17 protein-coding genes are annotated in these 17779 nt (G+C 68.2%); 7 read left to right on the forward strand and 10 right to left on the reverse strand.

Annotation, left to right across the window (positions count from 1 at the left end; all coding sequences use genetic code 11):
* Nucleotides 1-35 precede the first annotated feature (35 nt).
* Genes GP2_RS16925 through GP2_RS16935 form a run of 3 tightly spaced genes read right to left on the reverse strand, consistent with a single transcriptional unit; the run spans nt 36 to nt 2566 of the window.
* Nucleotides 36-785, reverse strand: coding sequence for a lipase family protein (locus tag GP2_RS16925; protein ID WP_006901761.1), 750 nt, complete (start codon nt 783-785; stop codon nt 36-38).
* Between the two features lie 50 nt (nt 786-835).
* Nucleotides 836-1411: a hypothetical protein gene (locus GP2_RS16930; RefSeq protein ID WP_006901762.1), complete on the reverse strand. Its 576-nt coding sequence runs from the start codon at nt 1409-1411 to the stop codon at nt 836-838.
* 9 nt (nt 1412-1420) lie between these two features.
* Nucleotides 1421-2566, reverse strand: coding sequence for a zinc-dependent alcohol dehydrogenase (locus GP2_RS16935; protein WP_006901763.1), 1146 nt, complete (start codon nt 2564-2566; stop codon nt 1421-1423).
* 162 nt (nt 2567-2728) lie between these two features.
* Between GP2_RS16935 and GP2_RS16940 the strand changes: the two genes are divergently transcribed.
* Nucleotides 2729-3523: a hydroxymethylpyrimidine/phosphomethylpyrimidine kinase gene (locus GP2_RS16940; protein ID WP_006901764.1), complete on the forward strand. Its 795-nt coding sequence runs from the start codon at nt 2729-2731 to the stop codon at nt 3521-3523.
* A 72-nt stretch (nt 3524-3595) separates the two neighbouring features.
* Nucleotides 3596-5077: a flavin-containing monooxygenase gene (locus GP2_RS16945; protein WP_006901765.1), complete on the forward strand. Its 1482-nt coding sequence runs from the start codon at nt 3596-3598 to the stop codon at nt 5075-5077.
* 13 nt (nt 5078-5090) lie between these two features.
* Here the strand turns inward: GP2_RS16945 and GP2_RS16950 are convergent, their stop codons facing one another.
* The gene (locus GP2_RS16950; protein ID WP_006901766.1) at nt 5091-6299 is read right to left on the reverse strand and encodes a cation:proton antiporter; all 1209 of its coding nucleotides are present in this window, start codon (nt 6297-6299) and stop codon (nt 5091-5093) included.
* Between the two features lie 73 nt (nt 6300-6372).
* Here GP2_RS16950 and GP2_RS16955 point away from each other — a divergent pair, with 73 nt between their 5' ends.
* Nucleotides 6373-6813, forward strand: a complete 441-nt coding sequence (locus tag GP2_RS16955) for a DUF1622 domain-containing protein (RefSeq protein ID WP_006901767.1) — start codon at nt 6373-6375, stop codon at nt 6811-6813.
* A 101-nt stretch (nt 6814-6914) separates the two neighbouring features.
* Nucleotides 6915-7703 (forward strand): thioesterase family protein, encoded by a 789-nt coding sequence (locus GP2_RS16960; RefSeq protein ID WP_006901768.1) that lies wholly within the window; start codon nt 6915-6917, stop codon nt 7701-7703.
* Between the two features lie 13 nt (nt 7704-7716).
* Here GP2_RS16960 and GP2_RS16965 read toward each other — a convergent pair whose 3' ends face one another.
* The 5 genes from GP2_RS16965 to GP2_RS16990 all read right to left on the reverse strand — a co-directional run bounded on the left by GP2_RS16965 (nt 7717) and on the right by GP2_RS16990 (nt 13257).
* On the reverse strand, nt 7717-8793 hold the full coding sequence (locus tag GP2_RS16965; protein WP_006901769.1) for a YihY/virulence factor BrkB family protein: 1077 nt from the start codon (nt 8791-8793) through the stop codon (nt 7717-7719).
* Nucleotides 8794-8918: 125 nt separating this feature from the next.
* On the reverse strand, nt 8919-9644 hold the full coding sequence (locus GP2_RS16970; RefSeq protein ID WP_006901770.1) for a lysophospholipid acyltransferase family protein: 726 nt from the start codon (nt 9642-9644) through the stop codon (nt 8919-8921).
* 37 nt (nt 9645-9681) lie between these two features.
* Nucleotides 9682-10725, reverse strand: coding sequence for an NAD(P)-dependent alcohol dehydrogenase (locus GP2_RS16975; RefSeq protein ID WP_006901771.1), 1044 nt, complete (start codon nt 10723-10725; stop codon nt 9682-9684).
* Nucleotides 10726-10866: 141 nt separating this feature from the next.
* Nucleotides 10867-11232 (reverse strand): TraR/DksA family transcriptional regulator, encoded by a 366-nt coding sequence (locus GP2_RS16980; protein WP_006901772.1) that lies wholly within the window; start codon nt 11230-11232, stop codon nt 10867-10869.
* A gap of 516 nt (nt 11233-11748) precedes the next feature.
* Complete coding sequence (locus GP2_RS16990) at nt 11749-13257, reverse strand: protein adenylyltransferase SelO (protein WP_006901773.1); 1509 nt, start codon at nt 13255-13257, stop codon at nt 11749-11751.
* Nucleotides 13258-13341: 84 nt separating this feature from the next.
* On the opposite strand from GP2_RS16990, the gene GP2_RS16995 reads away from it, so the two are divergent.
* Nucleotides 13342-14097, forward strand: a complete 756-nt coding sequence (locus GP2_RS16995) for a DUF6319 family protein (protein ID WP_006901774.1) — start codon at nt 13342-13344, stop codon at nt 14095-14097.
* Between the two features lie 40 nt (nt 14098-14137).
* Here the strand turns inward: GP2_RS16995 and GP2_RS17000 are convergent, their stop codons facing one another.
* The gene (locus GP2_RS17000) at nt 14138-14872 is read right to left on the reverse strand and encodes a lipase family alpha/beta hydrolase (RefSeq protein ID WP_006901775.1); all 735 of its coding nucleotides are present in this window, start codon (nt 14870-14872) and stop codon (nt 14138-14140) included.
* Between the two features lie 202 nt (nt 14873-15074).
* On the opposite strand from GP2_RS17000, the gene GP2_RS17005 reads away from it, so the two are divergent.
* Together GP2_RS17005 and GP2_RS17010 are read left to right on the forward strand one after the other, a co-directional pair.
* Nucleotides 15075-15869 (forward strand): hypothetical protein, encoded by a 795-nt coding sequence (locus GP2_RS17005; protein WP_006901776.1) that lies wholly within the window; start codon nt 15075-15077, stop codon nt 15867-15869.
* A 246-nt stretch (nt 15870-16115) separates the two neighbouring features.
* Nucleotides 16116-17738 (forward strand): HNH endonuclease signature motif containing protein, encoded by a 1623-nt coding sequence (locus tag GP2_RS17010; protein WP_006901777.1) that lies wholly within the window; start codon nt 16116-16118, stop codon nt 17736-17738.
* Nucleotides 17739-17779: the final 41 nt, after the last annotated feature.

The following is a 17779-nucleotide window of genomic DNA, read 5'->3' on the forward strand; positions in this document are numbered from 1 at the left end:
CCGGCTCGCGCGGTCGTCCGCGCGAGCCGGCGGGTTCACCGCCCGAGAGCGGCTGCCTTCTCGTTCAGCCAGGACAACGCCCGGAGTTCTCCGACCATCCCGATGCCGTGCCCGAAGAAGGTGCCGGGCAGGAACAGCGGGAGGTGCTGGGTCTCCACCGTGACGTCGGCTCCCTTCGCCCGCCAGGAGCGGACCATGCGGTCGGTGCCGAGCGGGTCGACGACGTCGTCGCCCCGGTTCTGCGACACCAGGACGGGCATCTTCGGTGCGACGCGACCCAACCGCTGCTCGTCGACCGCGGTCCGGAACGGTTCCTTGTCCAGGTAGGCGCGGATGGGACGACCGTCCTTCGTGTAGAAGGTGGTCGGCACGAACGGCAGCATGCGCATCACGTCGAAGACGCAGTAGGAGTTGACATCTCGCAGCACGCTGCGACCGAGCTGGTTGAACACCGAGAGGAACGCGTCACGGTGCTGCGGGTAGGCGGCGATGAACCCGTTGACGACCCATCCGACGCCGCCGCCGAGCAGGCTGCCGTCACCGAGCCTGGCCAGATCGGCGAGATCGGGTGCCGGGGCTCCGGCGAATGCGGCGAAGACCGGCAGCTCCGGCGCATAGGACGCGGCCAGCTCGGCCGCGGACCCGGCGGCGAAACCGCCCTCGGAGTAGCCCCAGAAGGCGACCGGCGCCGTCGCGCTGACCCCGAACCTCGGGTTCCGGGCGACGCGGGCCATGTCGATCATCGAGGTGCCCAGGGCAGCGGATTCGGAAAAAACCCAGCTCACCGCCGCCGTTCGACGCGAGGGATGTGAGCCCGCGGGTCAGAAGACGTGCTCTATCGGCGCCTCGCGCCCCGCACCGCTGCGCGTCCCGCGAGACCCGCGACCACGGTGGCGGCGACCCACGGGCCACCGACCAGGATCGGGTCGATCCAGGCGTGATTGTTGTCGGCCCGCTTTGCGCCCACGCGGGACGACCACCCGTGGTGGGTGAGTTCCGCTTTCACCCCGGTCTCGGTGATCGGGTTGTCGGGCCGTCCCTCGGCGAAGGACCGCACATGGGCCTCGGTCGCGGCCACCCGGTCGGCGGCGAGCAGGATCAACCAGTGCGCGGCGCGCGCCTCGCTGAACCGGTACGCCCTGCGGCGCACGATCCCGGACAACCCGCCCATCGGAGTCGACGTCCCGAACACCGGCGGCAGGAAGGCGTGTTCATTCGAGCGTTCCCGGCCTTCGCGACCCGGCTGCTCCTCCGGCACCTGCCAGTGGACTCCCGGCGCCGGACCGACCGGGAGCTCCTTCGGCACGGCGGGCCGATCCGCGGGATCGGCGTCGACACCCCAGCCCGGGATGCGCTCGACGAGAGCCGAGGTGTCCGGGTCGTTCGGCCGGTCTGCAGGGTATGCGGGCATCGAATCCTCCTAGCCCTCGGCGACGATGATGGGTTTGACACACCCATCGAGCTTGGACGAGAAGATGTGGTGGCCCTCGGCGATGTGCTCGAGCGGGATTCGGTGCGTCACGATGTCATTCGGCTTGAGATAGCCGTTGCGGATGTGGTCGAACAGGCGCGGCCACTGCCGCTTGACCGGGCACTGGTTCATGTTGATCGTGAGCCCCTTGTTCAAGGCGTCGCCGAACCTGACGGCGCTGAAAATCGGGCCGTACGCACCCATCACGGAGACGGTTCCGCCTTTCCGGACCGAATCGATCGCCCAGTTGAGGGCGACCGGCGACCCGCCCTGGAGCTTCAACTTGGCCGCGGTGACGTGTTGGAGGAAGTTCCCGTCGGCCTCGGCGCCCACGGCGTCGATGACCCGGTCGGCGCCGATGTTGTCGGTGATGTTCTTCAGGTGGACGACGATGTCGTCGTACTCGGCGAAGTTGTAGGTCTCCGCGAAGGCGAACGATCGCGCCTTCTCCAGCCGGTATTCCAGATGGTCGATGACGATGACGCGTCCCGCGCCCATGAACCACGCCGATCGTGCTGCGTAGAGGCCGACCGGTCCTGCGCCGAAGACGATGACCGTCTCGCCCGGCCGGATGTCGGCCAGCTGCGCACCGAAGTATCCCGTCGCGAGCGCATCGGTGAGCAGTAGCGCATCCTCGAGATCCATCCACTCCGGTATGACGCTCGGTCCGACGTCGGCGAACGGAACCCGGACGAACTCCGCCTGCCCGCCGTCGTAGCCACCACAGGTGTGCGAGTATCCGTAGATCCCGCCCACTGCCGTCGCGTTCGGATTCACGTTGTGGCAGTTGGAATACAGCCCTCTCGCACAGAAGTAGCAGGTGCCGCAGTACACGTTGAAGGGGACCATCACCCGGTCGCCGACCCGGAGGTTCCGCACCGACCCGCCGACCCTCTCGACGACGCCGATGAACTCATGACCGAAGGTCATGCCGGGCCGGGTGTCCGGCATCATCCCGTGGTAGAGATGCAGGTCCGAGCCGCAGATCGCCGCGTGCGTGACGCGCACGATGGCGTCGTTGGGATGCTCGATGCGGGGCACCGGTTTCTCCTCGACGCGCACTTTGTACGGTCCGCGGTACACCATTGCACGCATCGTGTCGGAGGTCCTCGGCGTCATGGGCGGCGGTTACCCGCACCTGGTCCTCACAAACGTGCATGCGATCCGGTCACATCAGCACCTCCTGACCGATCGCCACGGCCGGTGACGGTGTAGAAATGGACGCGGTCATGTGGAGGACCGCGAAAGGAACGAGCAATGTCAGTCGTGTCGTATGTGATCGCCGGATCCGAGGCCACCGGTGGCGCCGGGATCCAGGCCGACCTGCGCACCTTCGCCCAGCTCGGTACCTACGGGGTCGGGACCATCACCTGCATCGTCTCGTTCGACCCGAAGGCGGGATGGGGGCACCGCTTCGTCCCGGTCGACGCCGGCGTCATCGCCGACCAGATCGAGGCGGCCACGGTCGCGCATGAACCCGAGGTCGTGAAGATCGGCATGCTCGGAACGCCCGCGACCATCTCGACGGTCGCCGAGGCGTTGTCCTCCCGGACGTGGCGCCACGTCGTCGTCGACCCCGTCCTGATCTGCAAGGGCCAGGAGCCCGGTGCCGCACTCGACACCGACAACGCGCTCCGCGCCGAGATCCTCCCGCTGGCCACCGTGGTGACCCCGAACCTGTTCGAGGCGGCGACCCTGGCCGGGATGGATGAGCTGACCAGCGTCGACGACCTCGCCGAGGCCGCGCGGCGCATCGCCGACCTTGGCCCGAGGTACGTGGTCGTCAAGGGCGGCGTCGGCCTCCCCGGCGACGAGGCGATCGACGTCTTCTTCGACGGCACCGACGTCACCATCCTGCGAGCGCCCAAGGTCGGCGACGAACGCGTGTCCGGTGCGGGCTGTGTGTTCGCGGCCGCGACCACCGCGGAGCTCACCAAGGGCGCCGAGGTCGTCGACGCGGTCCGCAAGGCCAAGGAGTACACGCACGCCGGCATCGTCGGACGCCTGTCCTCGACCGCGCCGTTCGACGCCGTCTGGCACGGACAGAAGTAGGCCGGCGACCCGGTCTCCCCGGGCTACGGCATGCTGTAGGCAGCACCACCGCCGTCCAGCCGGGAGGAACAGGTGACCGCACCAACCCCAGACGCCGTCGACGTCCTGATCATCGGGGCGGGGATCTCCGGGATCGGAGCCGCGCGCTATCTGCGGACCGAGCACCCGACCAAGACGTTCGCCATCCTCGAGGCACGTGCCGCCGCCGGCGGCACCTGGGATCTGTTCCGCTACCCGGGCATCAGGTCCGACTCCGACCTTCACACGTTCGGCTACGAGTTCAAGCCGTGGACGGACAAGCAGGCGATCGCCGACGCCCCGCGGATCCTCGACTACCTGAACGAGACCATCGAGGAGAACGGACTCGCCGACCACATCCGGTACCAGCACCGGGTGGTCTCGGCGGCGTGGTCGTCCGACGAGGCGCGCTGGACCGTCGACATCGAACGCACCGACACCGGCGAGCCGGTTCGGATCAGCGCGCGGTGGATCTTCTGCGGTTCGGGCTACTACGACTACGACGAGGGGTACAGCCCCGATTTCCCCGGGCAGGATCGCTTCCGCGGGACGATCGTGCATCCCCAGCACTGGCCCGACGATCTCGACTACAAGGACAAGCGTGTCGTCGTCATCGGCAGCGGCGCGACGGCGGTCACCCTCCTGCCCGCGATGGCCGACGACGCCGCGCACATCACCATGCTGCAGCGCACGCCGACCTACATCATCCCGCTGCCGCGCGAGGACGCGATCGCGAACACGCTCAAGAAGGTGCTCGGCAACGAGCGCGGGTACGCGCTGACCAGACAGAAGAACATCCTGCAGCAACGGGTGCTGTACGAGTTGTGCCAGCGTTTCCCGGGCCCTGCGCGACGAGTGATCCGCAAGATCAACGAATCGCAACTGCCCGAGGGCTTTCCGGTGGACACCCACTTCAACCCGCCCTACAACCCGTGGGACCAGCGCCTGTGCGTGGTGCCCGATGCCGACCTGTACCGCGCCATCCGCGGGGGCAAGGCGTCGGTCGTCACCGACCGGATCGAGACGTTCACCGAGACCGGTATCCGACTGGAGAGCGGAACCGAGCTCGAGGCCGACATCATCGTCACCGCAACAGGTCTCAACATCAAGATCATCGGCGGCATCGACCTGACCGTCGACGGGAGGCCGGTGTCGTTGCCGGACACCGTGGTGTACCGCGGGATGATGCTGTCCGGCGTCCCCAACTTCGCGCTGGCGATCGGATACACCAACGCCTCGTGGACGCTGAAGATCGGCCTCATCTGCGAGTACTTCTGCAAGTTGCTGCGCCACCTGGATGCTCATGGTTACGACGCGGTGTGGGCGGAGGCCGACCCGGCCATGCCGACACGGCCCCTGCTCGACTTCGGCGCCGGCTACGTCCAGCGCGCGCTCGATCGGCTCCCGAAGCAGGGACCGAAGGCGCCGTGGCTGATGTCGATGAGCTACTACACCGACCGCCGACTGCTCCGCGGAGACGTCGCGGACGAGAACCTGCATTTCGCCCGGGCTCGGCAGCCCGAGCCGGCCGACTGAGCCCCACCTGACGTCAGCCGCCGGGTGGCGACGCCTCGCGGCGGCCGAGTCTCTCGACGATGAGACCGACGCCGATGCCGTGGAGGACGACACTGCCGAGCACGGTCACCGTCATCGCGTACAGGGCGACGTTCGCGAACATGCCGTCGAGATCGTTGAATGCGAGCAAACCGAACACGATCGAGGCCGTACCCCGGGGGCCGAACACCCCGAGGAGCATTCGATCGCGCCGGCCGATGTCCGAACGCACGAGCGCCAGGTACACGGGCACGATCCGCAGCACCGTGAGTGCGGCTACGGCGAGCACGACGATCTCCCAGATGAACCCGAGCTCGAAGACCAGCACACACGTGCACCCGAAGACGAACCACATGGTGAGTGAGGCAAGTGCCCCGACGTCGTCGACGAGGCTGAGCTGCGCCTCGTCCGGCGTGTTCGTGCGTGCCGCCTTGTAGGCGATCCCACAGACGAACGCCGCGACGAATCCGTTTCCGTCCAGCTCGACCGAACAGCCGTAGGCGAGGATCGGGATCAACAGCAGGCTGATGCGGACCGACTGGGCGGTGGCGAGTCCCCGGCGTTCGGAGAAGTTCGTCAGCCTCGCCGCGAAGAACCCGATGAGGCTTCCGGCCAGGACCGCCCACAATGCCGCGGGCACCGCGTCCTCGAGCGCGGCAGCGGGGGAGGCGGCCTTCGCGTGGTCGCCTGCGAGGGCGAGGGCGAAGACGAAGAACGGCGCGACGATGCCGTCGTTGTAGCCGCTCTCGACCGCCAGGAGATGTCGCACCCGCTCCGGGACGCGGCGGTCCCGGACCAGCGAGGAGGTGGGCGTCAGGTCCATGGGTATGACCACGCACGCGATGAGCAGCGCGAGCCCCACCGACATCGACGGCACCAGCGCGAGCCCGAGCAGCATGCAGGCAGCCACCGACAGCGGCATCGCGATGAACAACAGCCGCAACGACGTTCCGCGCTCACCGGCGAAGAATCCGCCGCGCACTTCGATGGCGTCGACGAAGAGCAGGATGGCGAGGATGAGCTCGACGACCGGTTCGGCGATGTCGGTGTCGAGTGCCGTACCGATCGGATTGCTCGTCGCCAGACCGATGACGACCCCGGTGATCACCATCGGCACCGCGCCGGAGACGCGAAAGCGCGCCAGTGTCCCTGCGACGAAAGACCATCCGATGATCACCACGATGCCGATCAGGACGGACGCCATCGACGAATCCTAACCCGGCAAACCGGCCACTTCAGCGGTTGCGCGCAAGGCCGCATGCGTAGGGTTTTCGAGCATGAGCTTCGAAGAGGTGTTCAACGGGGTCGCGATAGCGTTCGAGGCGCTCGGCGCGTTCGCGATGATCGTCGGGTTCGTGATCGCGATCGTGCTCGCAACCCGTGTCCTGTCCCGGAAAGAGGGCGGCAACGAGGCGTATCAAGTGCTGCGCACGACGATCGGCTCGGGGATCCTCCTCGGCCTCGAGATCCTGGTCGCCGCCGATCTGATCCGCACGATCACCTCGAAGCCGTCCGTCGAGGAGGCCCTGATCCTCGGCATCATCGTCGTGATTCGGACAGTGCTGTCGATGTCGATCCAGATCGAGATCGAGGGCACCCTGCCGTGGCGGCGGGCGCTGCTCACCAGTGGGGGCCAGATGTTGGGCGAGGCGGTCGCCCGTGACGTCGCCGCATCGCGGGCGTCGAAGGGCGAGGACCGGGCGGAGCCGCGACCCTGACGGCGTGACGGGCGGGCCACCACTGTTGCCTATGCAGACCGGCATAGCGTAGCGTTCGACGCGTTATATCGGTCGTCATAGTCGCGTGAGGATGTCCAGCCATGCCCACACTCGCCGAAGTCGTCTCGGGCTTCGACCCGCACGCCGAGTTCGTCGTCCCCGGTGAATGGACGCAGGGCCGCACCGCGTACGGCGGGCTCACCGCGGCGCTCGCGGTCGTCGCCGCACAGCACACCGCCGGCGATCCGCTGCCGCCCCTGAAGTCGGCTCATTTCCTGCTCAGCGCGCCGGTGGTCGACACGGCGACCTTCACCGCACGCCGCCTCCGCGAGGGCAGGTCGGCCTCGAGCGTGGCGGTGGAGACCGTCAGCGGGGGACAGGTGGCCGCGCACGCCTCGCTGATCTTCGCCCGACCGCGTCCCAGCGCGATCGAGCATGACCACATCGGCGCCCCGACCGTGCCGGCCCCCGACGAGTGCCCGACGTTCGCCGACGCCGACGCGCCGCTGCGTCCGGCATTCGTGGACAACGTCGAGATGGTCCGGGCCGGGGGAACCGTCCCGCTGGCGAACGACGGCCGACCGCGTTTCCTGGCGTGGGTGCGGCATCGCGGCGCCGAAGGCGTCGACCCCACGATCGCGCTGGTCGCGCTCGCCGACGCGATGCCGCCGGCGACCACCGCGGCCTTCACCGAGTGGGCGCCGGTCAGCACGATGAACTGGACCATCCACGTCTGCACCGACGAATTGCCCAAGCCGACCGACTGGATGCTCCTCGAGTCGTCGAGCACGTTCACCCGCGACGGGTACTCACACCAGGCGATGACCCTGTGGGACAGCGACCTCCGTCCTGTCCTGCAAGGTTCTCAGACGGTGGCCCTGTTCGCCTGACCGCGGCGGGCCGTCAACCGCGGGACTCGCGGAGGGCGCGGCCCTGCTCGACGAACTTCTGGTCTTTCTTCGCGTTCTTGTCGGACACCTTCGTGTCCCGGGGCGGTAGCTGGAGGTGTTCTTCCGCGGCCATTCCCGCCTGGAGTTGCCGCCCCCGCTCGAGTTCGGCGTCGAACTCGGCTCCGAACAGCAGGGCGAGGTTGGTCAGCCACAACCACAGCAGGAACACGATGACCCCGGCCAGCGCGCCGTACGTCTTGTTGTAGCTGCCGAAGTTGGAGACGTACAGCGCGAAGGCCGCCGACGCGAGAATCCAGGTCAGGATCGCGAGAACCGCACCCGCACTGATCCACCGGAACCTCGGCTGCTTCACATTCGGCGTCGCCCAGTACAGGACGGCGACGATCACGACGACGAACACCAGCACGACCGGCCAGCGCGCGATGTTCCACACCGCGAGCGCCGTGGACCCCAGGCCGATGGTGTCGCCGATGGACTGCGCGATCGGACCGCTGACGGCGAGCATGAGGGCCACGGCCGCGGCGAGGATCAGGGCCACCAGGGTGACGAGGAGCATCGCGGGCCGCAGCTTCCAGATCGGTCGGCCCTCGTCGACCCCGTACATGCGGTTCATCGCACGCCCGAAGGCTCCGACGTACCCCGACGCCGACCACAGCGCACCGGCGAGACCGAGGACCAGGGCGAGACCGGCGCTGGGCGCGTCCACCAACTGTTCGACCGGACCGCGGAGCGTGTCCACCGCCGACGACGGCCCGAGTTCGTCGATCATCTGCATCACCGCGTCGACCGTCTTCTCGCCCTGGCCGAAGACGCCGAGCAGCGACACGAGCGCGAGGAGTGCGGGGAAGAGCGAGAGCACCGAGTAGTAGGTGAGCGCCGCGGCGAGGTCGGTGCACTGATCACGGCCGAACTCCCGCGCCGTCTTCTTGAGCACGAACATCAGCGACGGTTTGGTCAGGTCCGTCGGCGACTCGGGCTTGCGGGGATCGTCGGGATCGGCGAGCTCGGGGGCGTCGCGGACGTCGACGTCACCGGCCTTCGGATCATCGGGCTGTCGATGCTCTGGCATGCCCCGGTGTAGCCGCCCGGCCGGGTGGCCAAACACGACCGCCCCGAGGCTCGCTCATGGACGGCCGCGCGCCGGCTGCCGTCTGCAGCCCGCGGCTCCGCAGCCGCAGCACGCCGTGGTACGGCTCAGTGCGCGTGGTAGACGTCGTCGACGACGTGCTGGAGGTCGCCCTGGATGATCCGGGTCAGGGATGCGGGCGTCTCGTCACGGAAGCGGGAGAGGTCGATCGGCTCGCCGAACTCCACGACGGGGCGTCCGCGGTCGTCGTCGGGGTAGGCGATACCCGCGGACACCAGGGAGATGTCCAGACCGGCTCGCAGGGCGCGATGGGCGATGTGGCCGATCCCCGTGCCGAGCTTCTGCAACCGGGTGACATCGCCGTCGTTACAGGTCCCCTCCGGGAAGACGGCGATGCTGTCGCCGCGCTTCATCCGGTCGACGCAGACGCCGAACATCTGACCGGCGGCGGCCGCCGCGGCACGGACGCCGTGATCCTTGGGTCGGAACACCGGTATGCCGCCGAGCGTGTCGATCTTGCGCCGCTGCTCGGGGTCCTCGAACAGTTCGTCCTTCGCCAGCACACGCATGTGGCCGATCCGCCGCCGGATCGGGGAGCGGAAGCCGGCGGCCGCGAGCACGAGCGGATCCCTCTCGGAGACATGGTTTGCCGCGATGAGTAGGGGGTTGCCGCTGCGTGCCGCGCGCACCAGGCGATCGCGGGATGCGAACTGCACCACCGGGCGGATCCTGGCCGCGAGCATGCCGTACATCAGCTTCGCCCGAAAGCGATCCTGCTGATGCTCTCGGTAGTGCTCGTACACCGCGTCGGACCGGGCCAGATCTACGTCCATCTAAGTTACGGTACCGTAGGTTAGGGTCCGATACCATTCATTCCGGCACGACGACGGCGCGTCCGCGCAGTTCATTGGCCGCAAGCCGCCGGTACGCCTCGAGCCCGTCGTCGAGCGAGAACCGTTCGACGGCAACCTTCAGCACCCCATCCCGAGCGAGGTCGAGCACCTCGATGAGCTCCTCGCGCGCACCCCAGTAGGGTGCGCGGACCGACACCTCGAACGGCTGCGTGAAGAACCCGACCTTCGCGGCTGCGACACCGTCGCCGATGCCGACGATGACCACGTCGCCCATCGTGCCGACCATCCCCATCGCGGCGTCGAGGGTGGGCTGCAGGCCGACGAAGTCGAAAACGGCTGTCGCACCCTCGTTTCCGGTGATCTTTCGAACGTTGGTCACCGCGTCGGCGTCACTGCGCACCACTTCGTGCGCACCGTTCTCCCGGGCGAAGTCGAGCTTCTCGTCGGTGACGTCGAGAGCGATGATGCGCGCAGGGGTCAGATGGCGGAGCAACTGGATGCCGACGTGCCCCAGACCGCCCACGCCGATGACCACCGCGGTGGTGCCGCCGACGAGCTTGGGCAACGTGGGCTTGATCGCGTGATACGGCGTGAGGCCCGCGTCGGTGAGCGGCACGGCCGACACCGGGTCGAGGTCGCCGAGGGGAACGAGGTGGCGCGGGTCGTCGACGAGCATGTACTCGGCCATCGCTCCCGGGTTCCCCAGTCCGGGCGGCGCGATGCCCAGTTCCGCGGCGCGACTGCAGTAGTTCTCCAGGCCTCGTGAACAGAAGTGGCACGTCCCGCATCCCCACGGGCCGTACACCGCTACCGACGTGCCCTCCGACAATCCGGTGACGCCGCTCCCGACGGCTGCGACGACGCCGGCACCCTCGTGGCCGAGGGTCATGGGAAGGGGATAGGGAAATCCCTCCGCCGGGAGATTGAGGACGAAATCATCCGAGTGGCAGGCGCCTGCGGCGGTGACCTCGAGCAGCACCTGCCCCGGACCGGGTTCGGGCTTGTCCACCTCCCGCAACTCCGGCGGGCTCTGCGGCTTGACGATCTGGATGGCTTTCATGCGCATACCTTTCGATCAGGCGGACCGGGTCCACCTCCTGTATCTACTCGCGTACCGGTCCGACCGAGGACCGCTCGGCAGAACTGGGCATGATCTGGCGGTTGGCGTGCGGGATCGGCGAATCTTGTCGGGCTGTCCGCCTCACCATCGACGCGACGAGTTCTTCGCCGCGCATCTCACGCATTGCCGTGCGGCGGGCAGGACCTCGAGGCGTTCCGCGCCGATCTCCTCGCCACAGGTCTCGCAGCGTCCGTAGGCGCCGCGACCGAGACGCTCGAGCGCGGCGTCGATCTCCTCGAGACGCACGCGCGACCGTTCGAGCTGTGCCACCAGCTGGCCGCGCTCGACGGCGAGCGTCGTGCCCTCCGGATCGTGTTCGTCGTCGGAGGCCGTGTCGGCGGTGGCCTCGATGACCGACGCCAGGCGGGCCGACATCGACTCGATGAGTTCCGATGTCCGCGCGCGCTCGGCGATCAGCGAGGCCTCGGTGTCGTCGGGATCGGTCATCGTGGAAGGCGCCGTACGAGATGGGGTCGCGCGGTCACGCATGCACGTTTCGCAGGCCGACCGCTCCGCGCAGGCCCGAGCAGTTGACGCAGCCCACACATCCGACGCAGTTCCGGCAGCGGAAGCATCCGATGCAGCCGACGCATCGGATGCAGAATGCGCTCGCCACCGTTCCCGCACTACCGAGAACCGCGAAGCTCAGCAAAGTGCCGAAACTCGACGCCACGAGGGCGCTGCCGGCTGTGACGGCCGATCCCATGACACCCGCACTCGCCGCGGTCCCGGCCGACGAGCTGACCCCTGCGCTGAGCGTCGTCGCCGCCGATGCGGCCACCGCGGCGCTCCGAACGGTTGCCGCCGATCTGGCGACCGCCACGCTCGAGGTCGTCGCGACCGAACCGACCACCGAGGAGGAAGTCGCCGTGGAGGTATGGACGGTCTTCGCACGGTCTCGAGTGAGCAGTCGCATGGGGACCATCATCTCTCAGCCGACCCTGGCCGCACGGACTTTCGACCTCAGGTGCCGCAGAACGTCTGGAAGGAAGACGCGAACTCCTCGGGGGCCGGGGTCGTGTACCGGACCCACTCGACCCTGCGGTCGAACGGATGGGTGACGACATCCAGGAGCTCGTCGAACGGGCCCATGTCCCCGTCGGTGGCAGCGCGCAGCGCCTCGTCGACCCGGTGATTGCGCGGGATGTAGAGCGGATTGACGCGGTCCATCGCGTCGGCGGTCGACGCGTCGTCACGGCCGTGCTCGGCGAGAGCGGCCCGCCAGCGCGCGATCCACGGGGCCGACCGCTCGCGGGGCAGAATCTCATCAAGCGGGCCCGGGCGACCACGCAGGTCCTCGGCGAGCGCCCGGAAGGTGCCGGTCCAGTCCGCCCGGTGTTCGCCCATCAGGGCGAGGAGATCGTCGATCAGGTCGTGCTCGACGAAGGTGTCGGCGAGGCCCACCTTCGCCGACAGTCCCGCGTTCAGATGCTGCTTGTAGCGCGCATCGAACGACGACAGGACGGCCGTCGCCACGGCGACCGCCTCGTCCGGCGTGGGCGCGACGAGTTGCAGGAGCGTCTCGGCGAAGCGGGCGAGATTCCACTTCAGCACGCCGGGCTGGTTACCGAAGGCGTAACGACCGCCCGAGTCGATGGAGCTGAACACCGCCGCGGGGTCGAACGCGTCGATGAACGCACACGGTCCGTAATCGATGGTCTCGCCGGAGATCGTGGTGTTGTCGGTGTTCATCACGCCGTGCACGAAGCCGACCAGCATCCACCGGGCGACGAGGGCGGCCTGCCGTTCCACGACCTCCTCGAGGAACTTGACGTACCTGTTGCCGCCGCCGGAGACCGGGAGCTCGAGGAGATCGGGATAGTGCCTCGCGATGGCGTAGTCGGCGAGCGGCTGGAGCAGTTCGCCGACGCGGACCGCGAGCTCGAAGGTCCCGACCCTCAGGTGGCTCGACGCCACTCGGGCGAGAACCGCTCCCGGCTCGGGGCCGGACCGATGCACGTCTCGACCGGTGGCGACCACCGAGAGCGACCGCGTCGTGGGTATGCCGAGCGCATGCATCGCCTCGCTGACCAGGTACTCGCGCAGCATCGGTCCCACGACCGCGAAGCCGTCGCCGCCGCGGGAGAACGGTGTCGGGCCGGAGCCCTTCAGCTGTAGATCGACCCGGTTCCCGGCCGGATCGCGCAGTTCTCCGATGAGCAGGGCGCGCCCGTCTCCGAGAAGCTGCGCGTAGTTGCCGAACTGATGACCCGAGTACGCGGTCGCCACCGGCGTGGCGTCGGCGGGAGCAGCCGAACCGACCAGGATCGCGATGCCGTCGTCGGACCGCAGGGACTCGACGTCGAGCCCGAGTGCGACTGCCAGAGGTTCGTTGAGCACCAGCAGTCTCGGGTCAGGGGCCTCGACCCCCTGCCAGGCGACGGTCAGCCGGCTCAGCTCGTCGGCGAAGGTGCTCTCGAAGCCGGCCAGTGCCGTGCTGGTTCGGGCGGGGGAGGAGTCGTGTGCGGCCACACTTCGAGCGTAACCACAGCATCCGCGTCGGGAGCGGTCGCAACCATCCGCCCACGGCCCCGCGAATCGCACGCATGTGCGAATATGGAACCCGTGAACGCTCAGAGGAAAGCCGGACTCACCTCCGACGACCTGCACTCACTGTCGGCGGGGCTCGACGCCGGCAAGCGGGTCACCGTCTACCTTCGCGACCCGATCCCGGCGCTCGGCATCGACGCCGGGACCTCGGCTCGTGTGATCTCCGTCGACGGAACCACGGTCACGGTGCGTCCGAAAGGTGTCGACGACCAGCTGCCGTTCGAGGCCGACGAACTCCTGCTCCACCGACCGTCGGCGTCCACGTCCACCCGCTCCCGCGCGTCGAAGGCCACCACCGCTGCGCCGGCACCGTCCGCGAGTCCGCGTGCGACGCCGAAAGCCGTTGCCTCCGAGCCGCCGACGAAGCCGGCGCCCACCGATCGACCCGCGACGACTGCCCCGGACCGTTCTCCGGCCGCGGCCACCACGAGCACGAAACCCAAACCCGCACCGGCGAAGTCGACCAGGCGCGGCAAATCGACTCAGGCGCCGGTCAGCGTGACCGTTACCTCGGCAGGCGAGAGCACATGGACGGTGACGGTGTCGCACGGCAGCAAGAAGGGCAAGGCCACCGAGGTGACCGCTGATCGAGTAGCCCGTGCCATGCGGGAACTCGGTGACGAGACGGCGATCGCGGCCGTCGACGACGTGATCGAGAGCGCCCGAGTCGCCGCCCAGCAGAAGATCGACGAGTTGACCCGCGAACTCGAACGCGCGAAGGCCGCGCTGGCTCATCTCGACGCAGGGACGGGCGAGAACTGAAGCCCTCGACGGGTGGGCTGCCCCGGGATCCGGGCGGCCCTCAGGTCACCGGTAGGTCGACGATCTCTCCTGGACATCCGTCGTTCAGTGCCTGCCGCACCATCGCGATGATCCTGGGATTGCGCGGTTCGTCCATATGCGGCCCTCCGTCGATCCCGTCACGCACACAGACCCCGCCGTCGAGGTGGCGGTTGCGTTGTCCGCCGGCTGCAGGCGGGTCGTCGTCGATCGTCCTCAGCGTGGTGTAGGCGACGCTTCCCGGCGTGTCGTCACCTCGGTTCAGCGCACGCAGGAACGGACTCGTCGGGCACATGTCGTCGCCCGTTCCCGGCGGGAGAAGGCATGCCGGGCGCCAGCCGTACTGGCCGGTGCCCATCGACACATAGTGTTCGACATGGGCTGTGCCACCGAGGAATTTCAGATAGTGACGGGCCGCAAGACCGCCCATGCTGTGACCGACCAGGTCGACCTTGTGCCCCGGCTGCCCGGAGCGCGCCTGTGCGACGACGCGGGCGATCGCAGCGGCATTCTCCACGTTGACGTCACCGGGCAGATCGACGACGTGGACGGGACGGCCGTCGGCCGCGAGCGCACGCCTCATCGGCTCGAAGGTGGCCTTCTGCGGCGGCAACAGCCCGCCCGCGGTCCAGCCGTGGATGAGTATCACCGGATTTCGCGTCGGTGCCGCGACAGCGGTGGCCGCGACGATCGCGACCGATGCGATCGCCGCGATGGTCACGAGAGCGAGGCACAGGCGTCGGACGGGCTGCGTCATTTGACCTCCACGAGGTTGGCGTCGCGTCCTCCGGTGGTCTGCTCCCAGACTCACACACTGTCGAGCCGATCGACCCGTACACCGCGGTGACATTCGAGCGCGAAACCCGCAGGAGTGTCGTCGGTACGCTCGGAGGTGTCCGATTCGTGACGGGGCGGAGGCTTTCGCCGGCCGGAGCGTCGGGAACCGAAGGAGCAAAGCCATGGATGCACTGATCTTGCTGGCGGTTGTCGTCATCGTCGTCGGCGTGGTGTTCGTCGTGCAGCAGCGGTCGACGGCCAATACCGCACGAACTCTCGACGACGCCAAGGCCGATGCACGGCAGGCGATCGAGCGTCTCGGCGGGCAGGTGTACATGCTGGTCGGCGACAACCCTGCATCGAAGCAGGCACTGGCCGACGCGTCCGAGCGATTCACCGCCGCGTCATCGCAGATCGAGCAGGCCAACTCGCCCGCGCAGGCACGTCTCGCCAAGCAGACAGCACTCGAGGGCCTGTACTACGTCCGGGCCGCACGGACCGCGATGAATCTGGATCCCGGCCCACCGATCCCGGAACTCGAGGGCCAGCGCAGCGCCGGTGCCGTCACCGAGCATCGGAAGGTCGAGTTCGAGGGACGACAGGTCGAGGCGTCGCCCGAGCCGTCCGACAAGACCCCGAACTACTTCCCGGGCGGTCGGGTCGCGGGGCGCCCGGTTCCTGCCGGCTGGTACTCCGAACCGTGGTGGCGACCGGCACTCGTCGCCGGAGCCTGGGGCATGGGCTCGATGCTGCTGTTCTCGTCGCTGTTCTCCGGCATGGCCGGAGTGCCGTACGACGCGCAGGCCTTCGAGAACGGCGTCGGCGACGGCTCCGAGGGCGGTTTCGGCGGCGGGGGAGACGAATTCGGTGGCGGCGATGCCGGCGGCGACGGCGACTTCGGCGGTGACGCAGGTTTCGACGGCGGCGGCTTCAGCGGCGATGGGGGAGGCACGGACTTCGGCGGCTTCGACTTCTGAGTCGCGTTCGAGTCCCCTCCGCCCGAGGATTCGTTCGGCGGCGCCGTTCCATCGACCCGCGCCGCAACGGGGAGTCCGGCGGGGAACAACGAGAGCCCGAGAGCGCCTCTGATTCACGCTGGACGCGAATCACACTGCCGGATACGCACATTCGCTTCATCAGCCTGTGGAGAAGCTCCCCGAGTGTCCGACAGCACGAGGTAGTATCGAACATATATTCGATCGGCGGACTGTGGGGTGGTCGTCATGACCGAGACAACATCGGTCGACGCTCCTTGTGATGCTGTGGCGATCGTCGACGAGATCCACCGGCTCTGCGCCGCGCTGCAGCGGGCTGAGCTTTCGACGTTGACCGATGCGCAGGTGGAGTATGTGGCCGCCGAAACCGAGCGCGCGAGAAACCGTTTGGCGTTCGCCGGTGATCAGCAGGTGGTGGAGGTCGAAACCCGCGACCTTCCGCGCAAGACCGGCCGGCGCAACATCCTGGCCTACATGCACGATGTGCTGCGGATGACCCGGCCTGGTCGCCGCCGCGCCGAGGCGAAAGCCATCGCGACGTTCACCGACCTCACCGGCCAACCCCTCGAACCCGAAAACCCGACACTGGCTGCAGCATTCGCCGACGGATGCGTCGGCCCCGATCACGTACACGCGGTGATGGACGTGCTCGATCAGATCCCCGCCGCAATAGCCCATGACGTGACGGCTGCTGCCGAACGGACGATGGCCGAGTACGCGACCTGGATGACACCACCGGAGATCGAGCGTGCCGGCGCCCGCCTGCTGGCACACCTCGACCCCGACGGGGTCTTGACTGACCTCGAGGACCGCAGACGACGCCGCAAGCTCTGGATCAACCGGCAACGCGCTGATGGCACATCGAAACTCACCGCCACCCTCACCCCAGAACTGCGCGCACGCCTGGCGACGTTCTTGGATGTGTGGGCGCGCCCCGGGATGAACAACCCCAACGACCCCGACTCACCGACCGGATCGATCCAGGACGCCGACCCCGAGCGGCTGGAAGCCGCTGCGCAACGGGATCTGCGTACCCCGGCACAACTCAACCACGACGCCCTCAACGCACTGCTGCAAGCGGTGTTCGACGACGGGTTGCTCGGCAAGACTCATCGGGGGTTGCCCATCCAGTTGATCGTCAAAGCCGACCTGGCAGATCTGCAGCGTGCGGCCGGGCTGGCGGCCACCGCCGATGGCACCCTCATCGACATCGAGGGCCTGATCTCCATGGCCGGCCGGGTGGAGCCGTGGCTGGCGATTTTCGTCGATGCCACCGCCGCACCGCTGTATCTCGGACGCGGCACACGTCTGGCGTCGATGGAACAACGCCTGGCGTCCTTCGCCCGTCCCGGCGGTGACACCTGCTCCGCCCCCGGTTGCGATGTGCCCGCAACGCGTGTGGAGATGCACCACGCCCATACCGACTGGGGTGACGGTGGTGGCACCGACATCGACAACCTCGCCCCAGCCTGCACCCGCCATCACCACATGATCGGCAACCGCCCCGGCGACTACACCACCCGCATGATCGGCAGCGGACCCGACGCCGGGCGCTGCACCTGGCAACTCAACACCGCACCCGGCACACCACCCCGACGCCCACGGATCAACCGAAAACCCGACATCGGCCACCGATTCCGACACATCCTCACCGAGACCCGCAACAACATCCACCCCACACCTGACAAGCCCGACCAGCGCAGGGCACCCGACCAACACGGACAACCCGAACCCGGGTCGCCCGACGATCCGCCACACCCACCACGGTTCCACTACACCGACCTGCAACACGCCACACCGGCCGAACTCGCGCTGTATGCCGCACTACTCGACCACGCCTACCCGAACTGAGGCGCCGTCGGCGGTATCGCCGACCCAGCCGGGGATGTGCT

This window comes from Gordonia paraffinivorans NBRC 108238, from assembly GCF_000344155.1.
GTDB classification, from domain to species: Bacteria; Actinomycetota; Actinomycetes; order Mycobacteriales; family Mycobacteriaceae; genus Gordonia; species Gordonia paraffinivorans.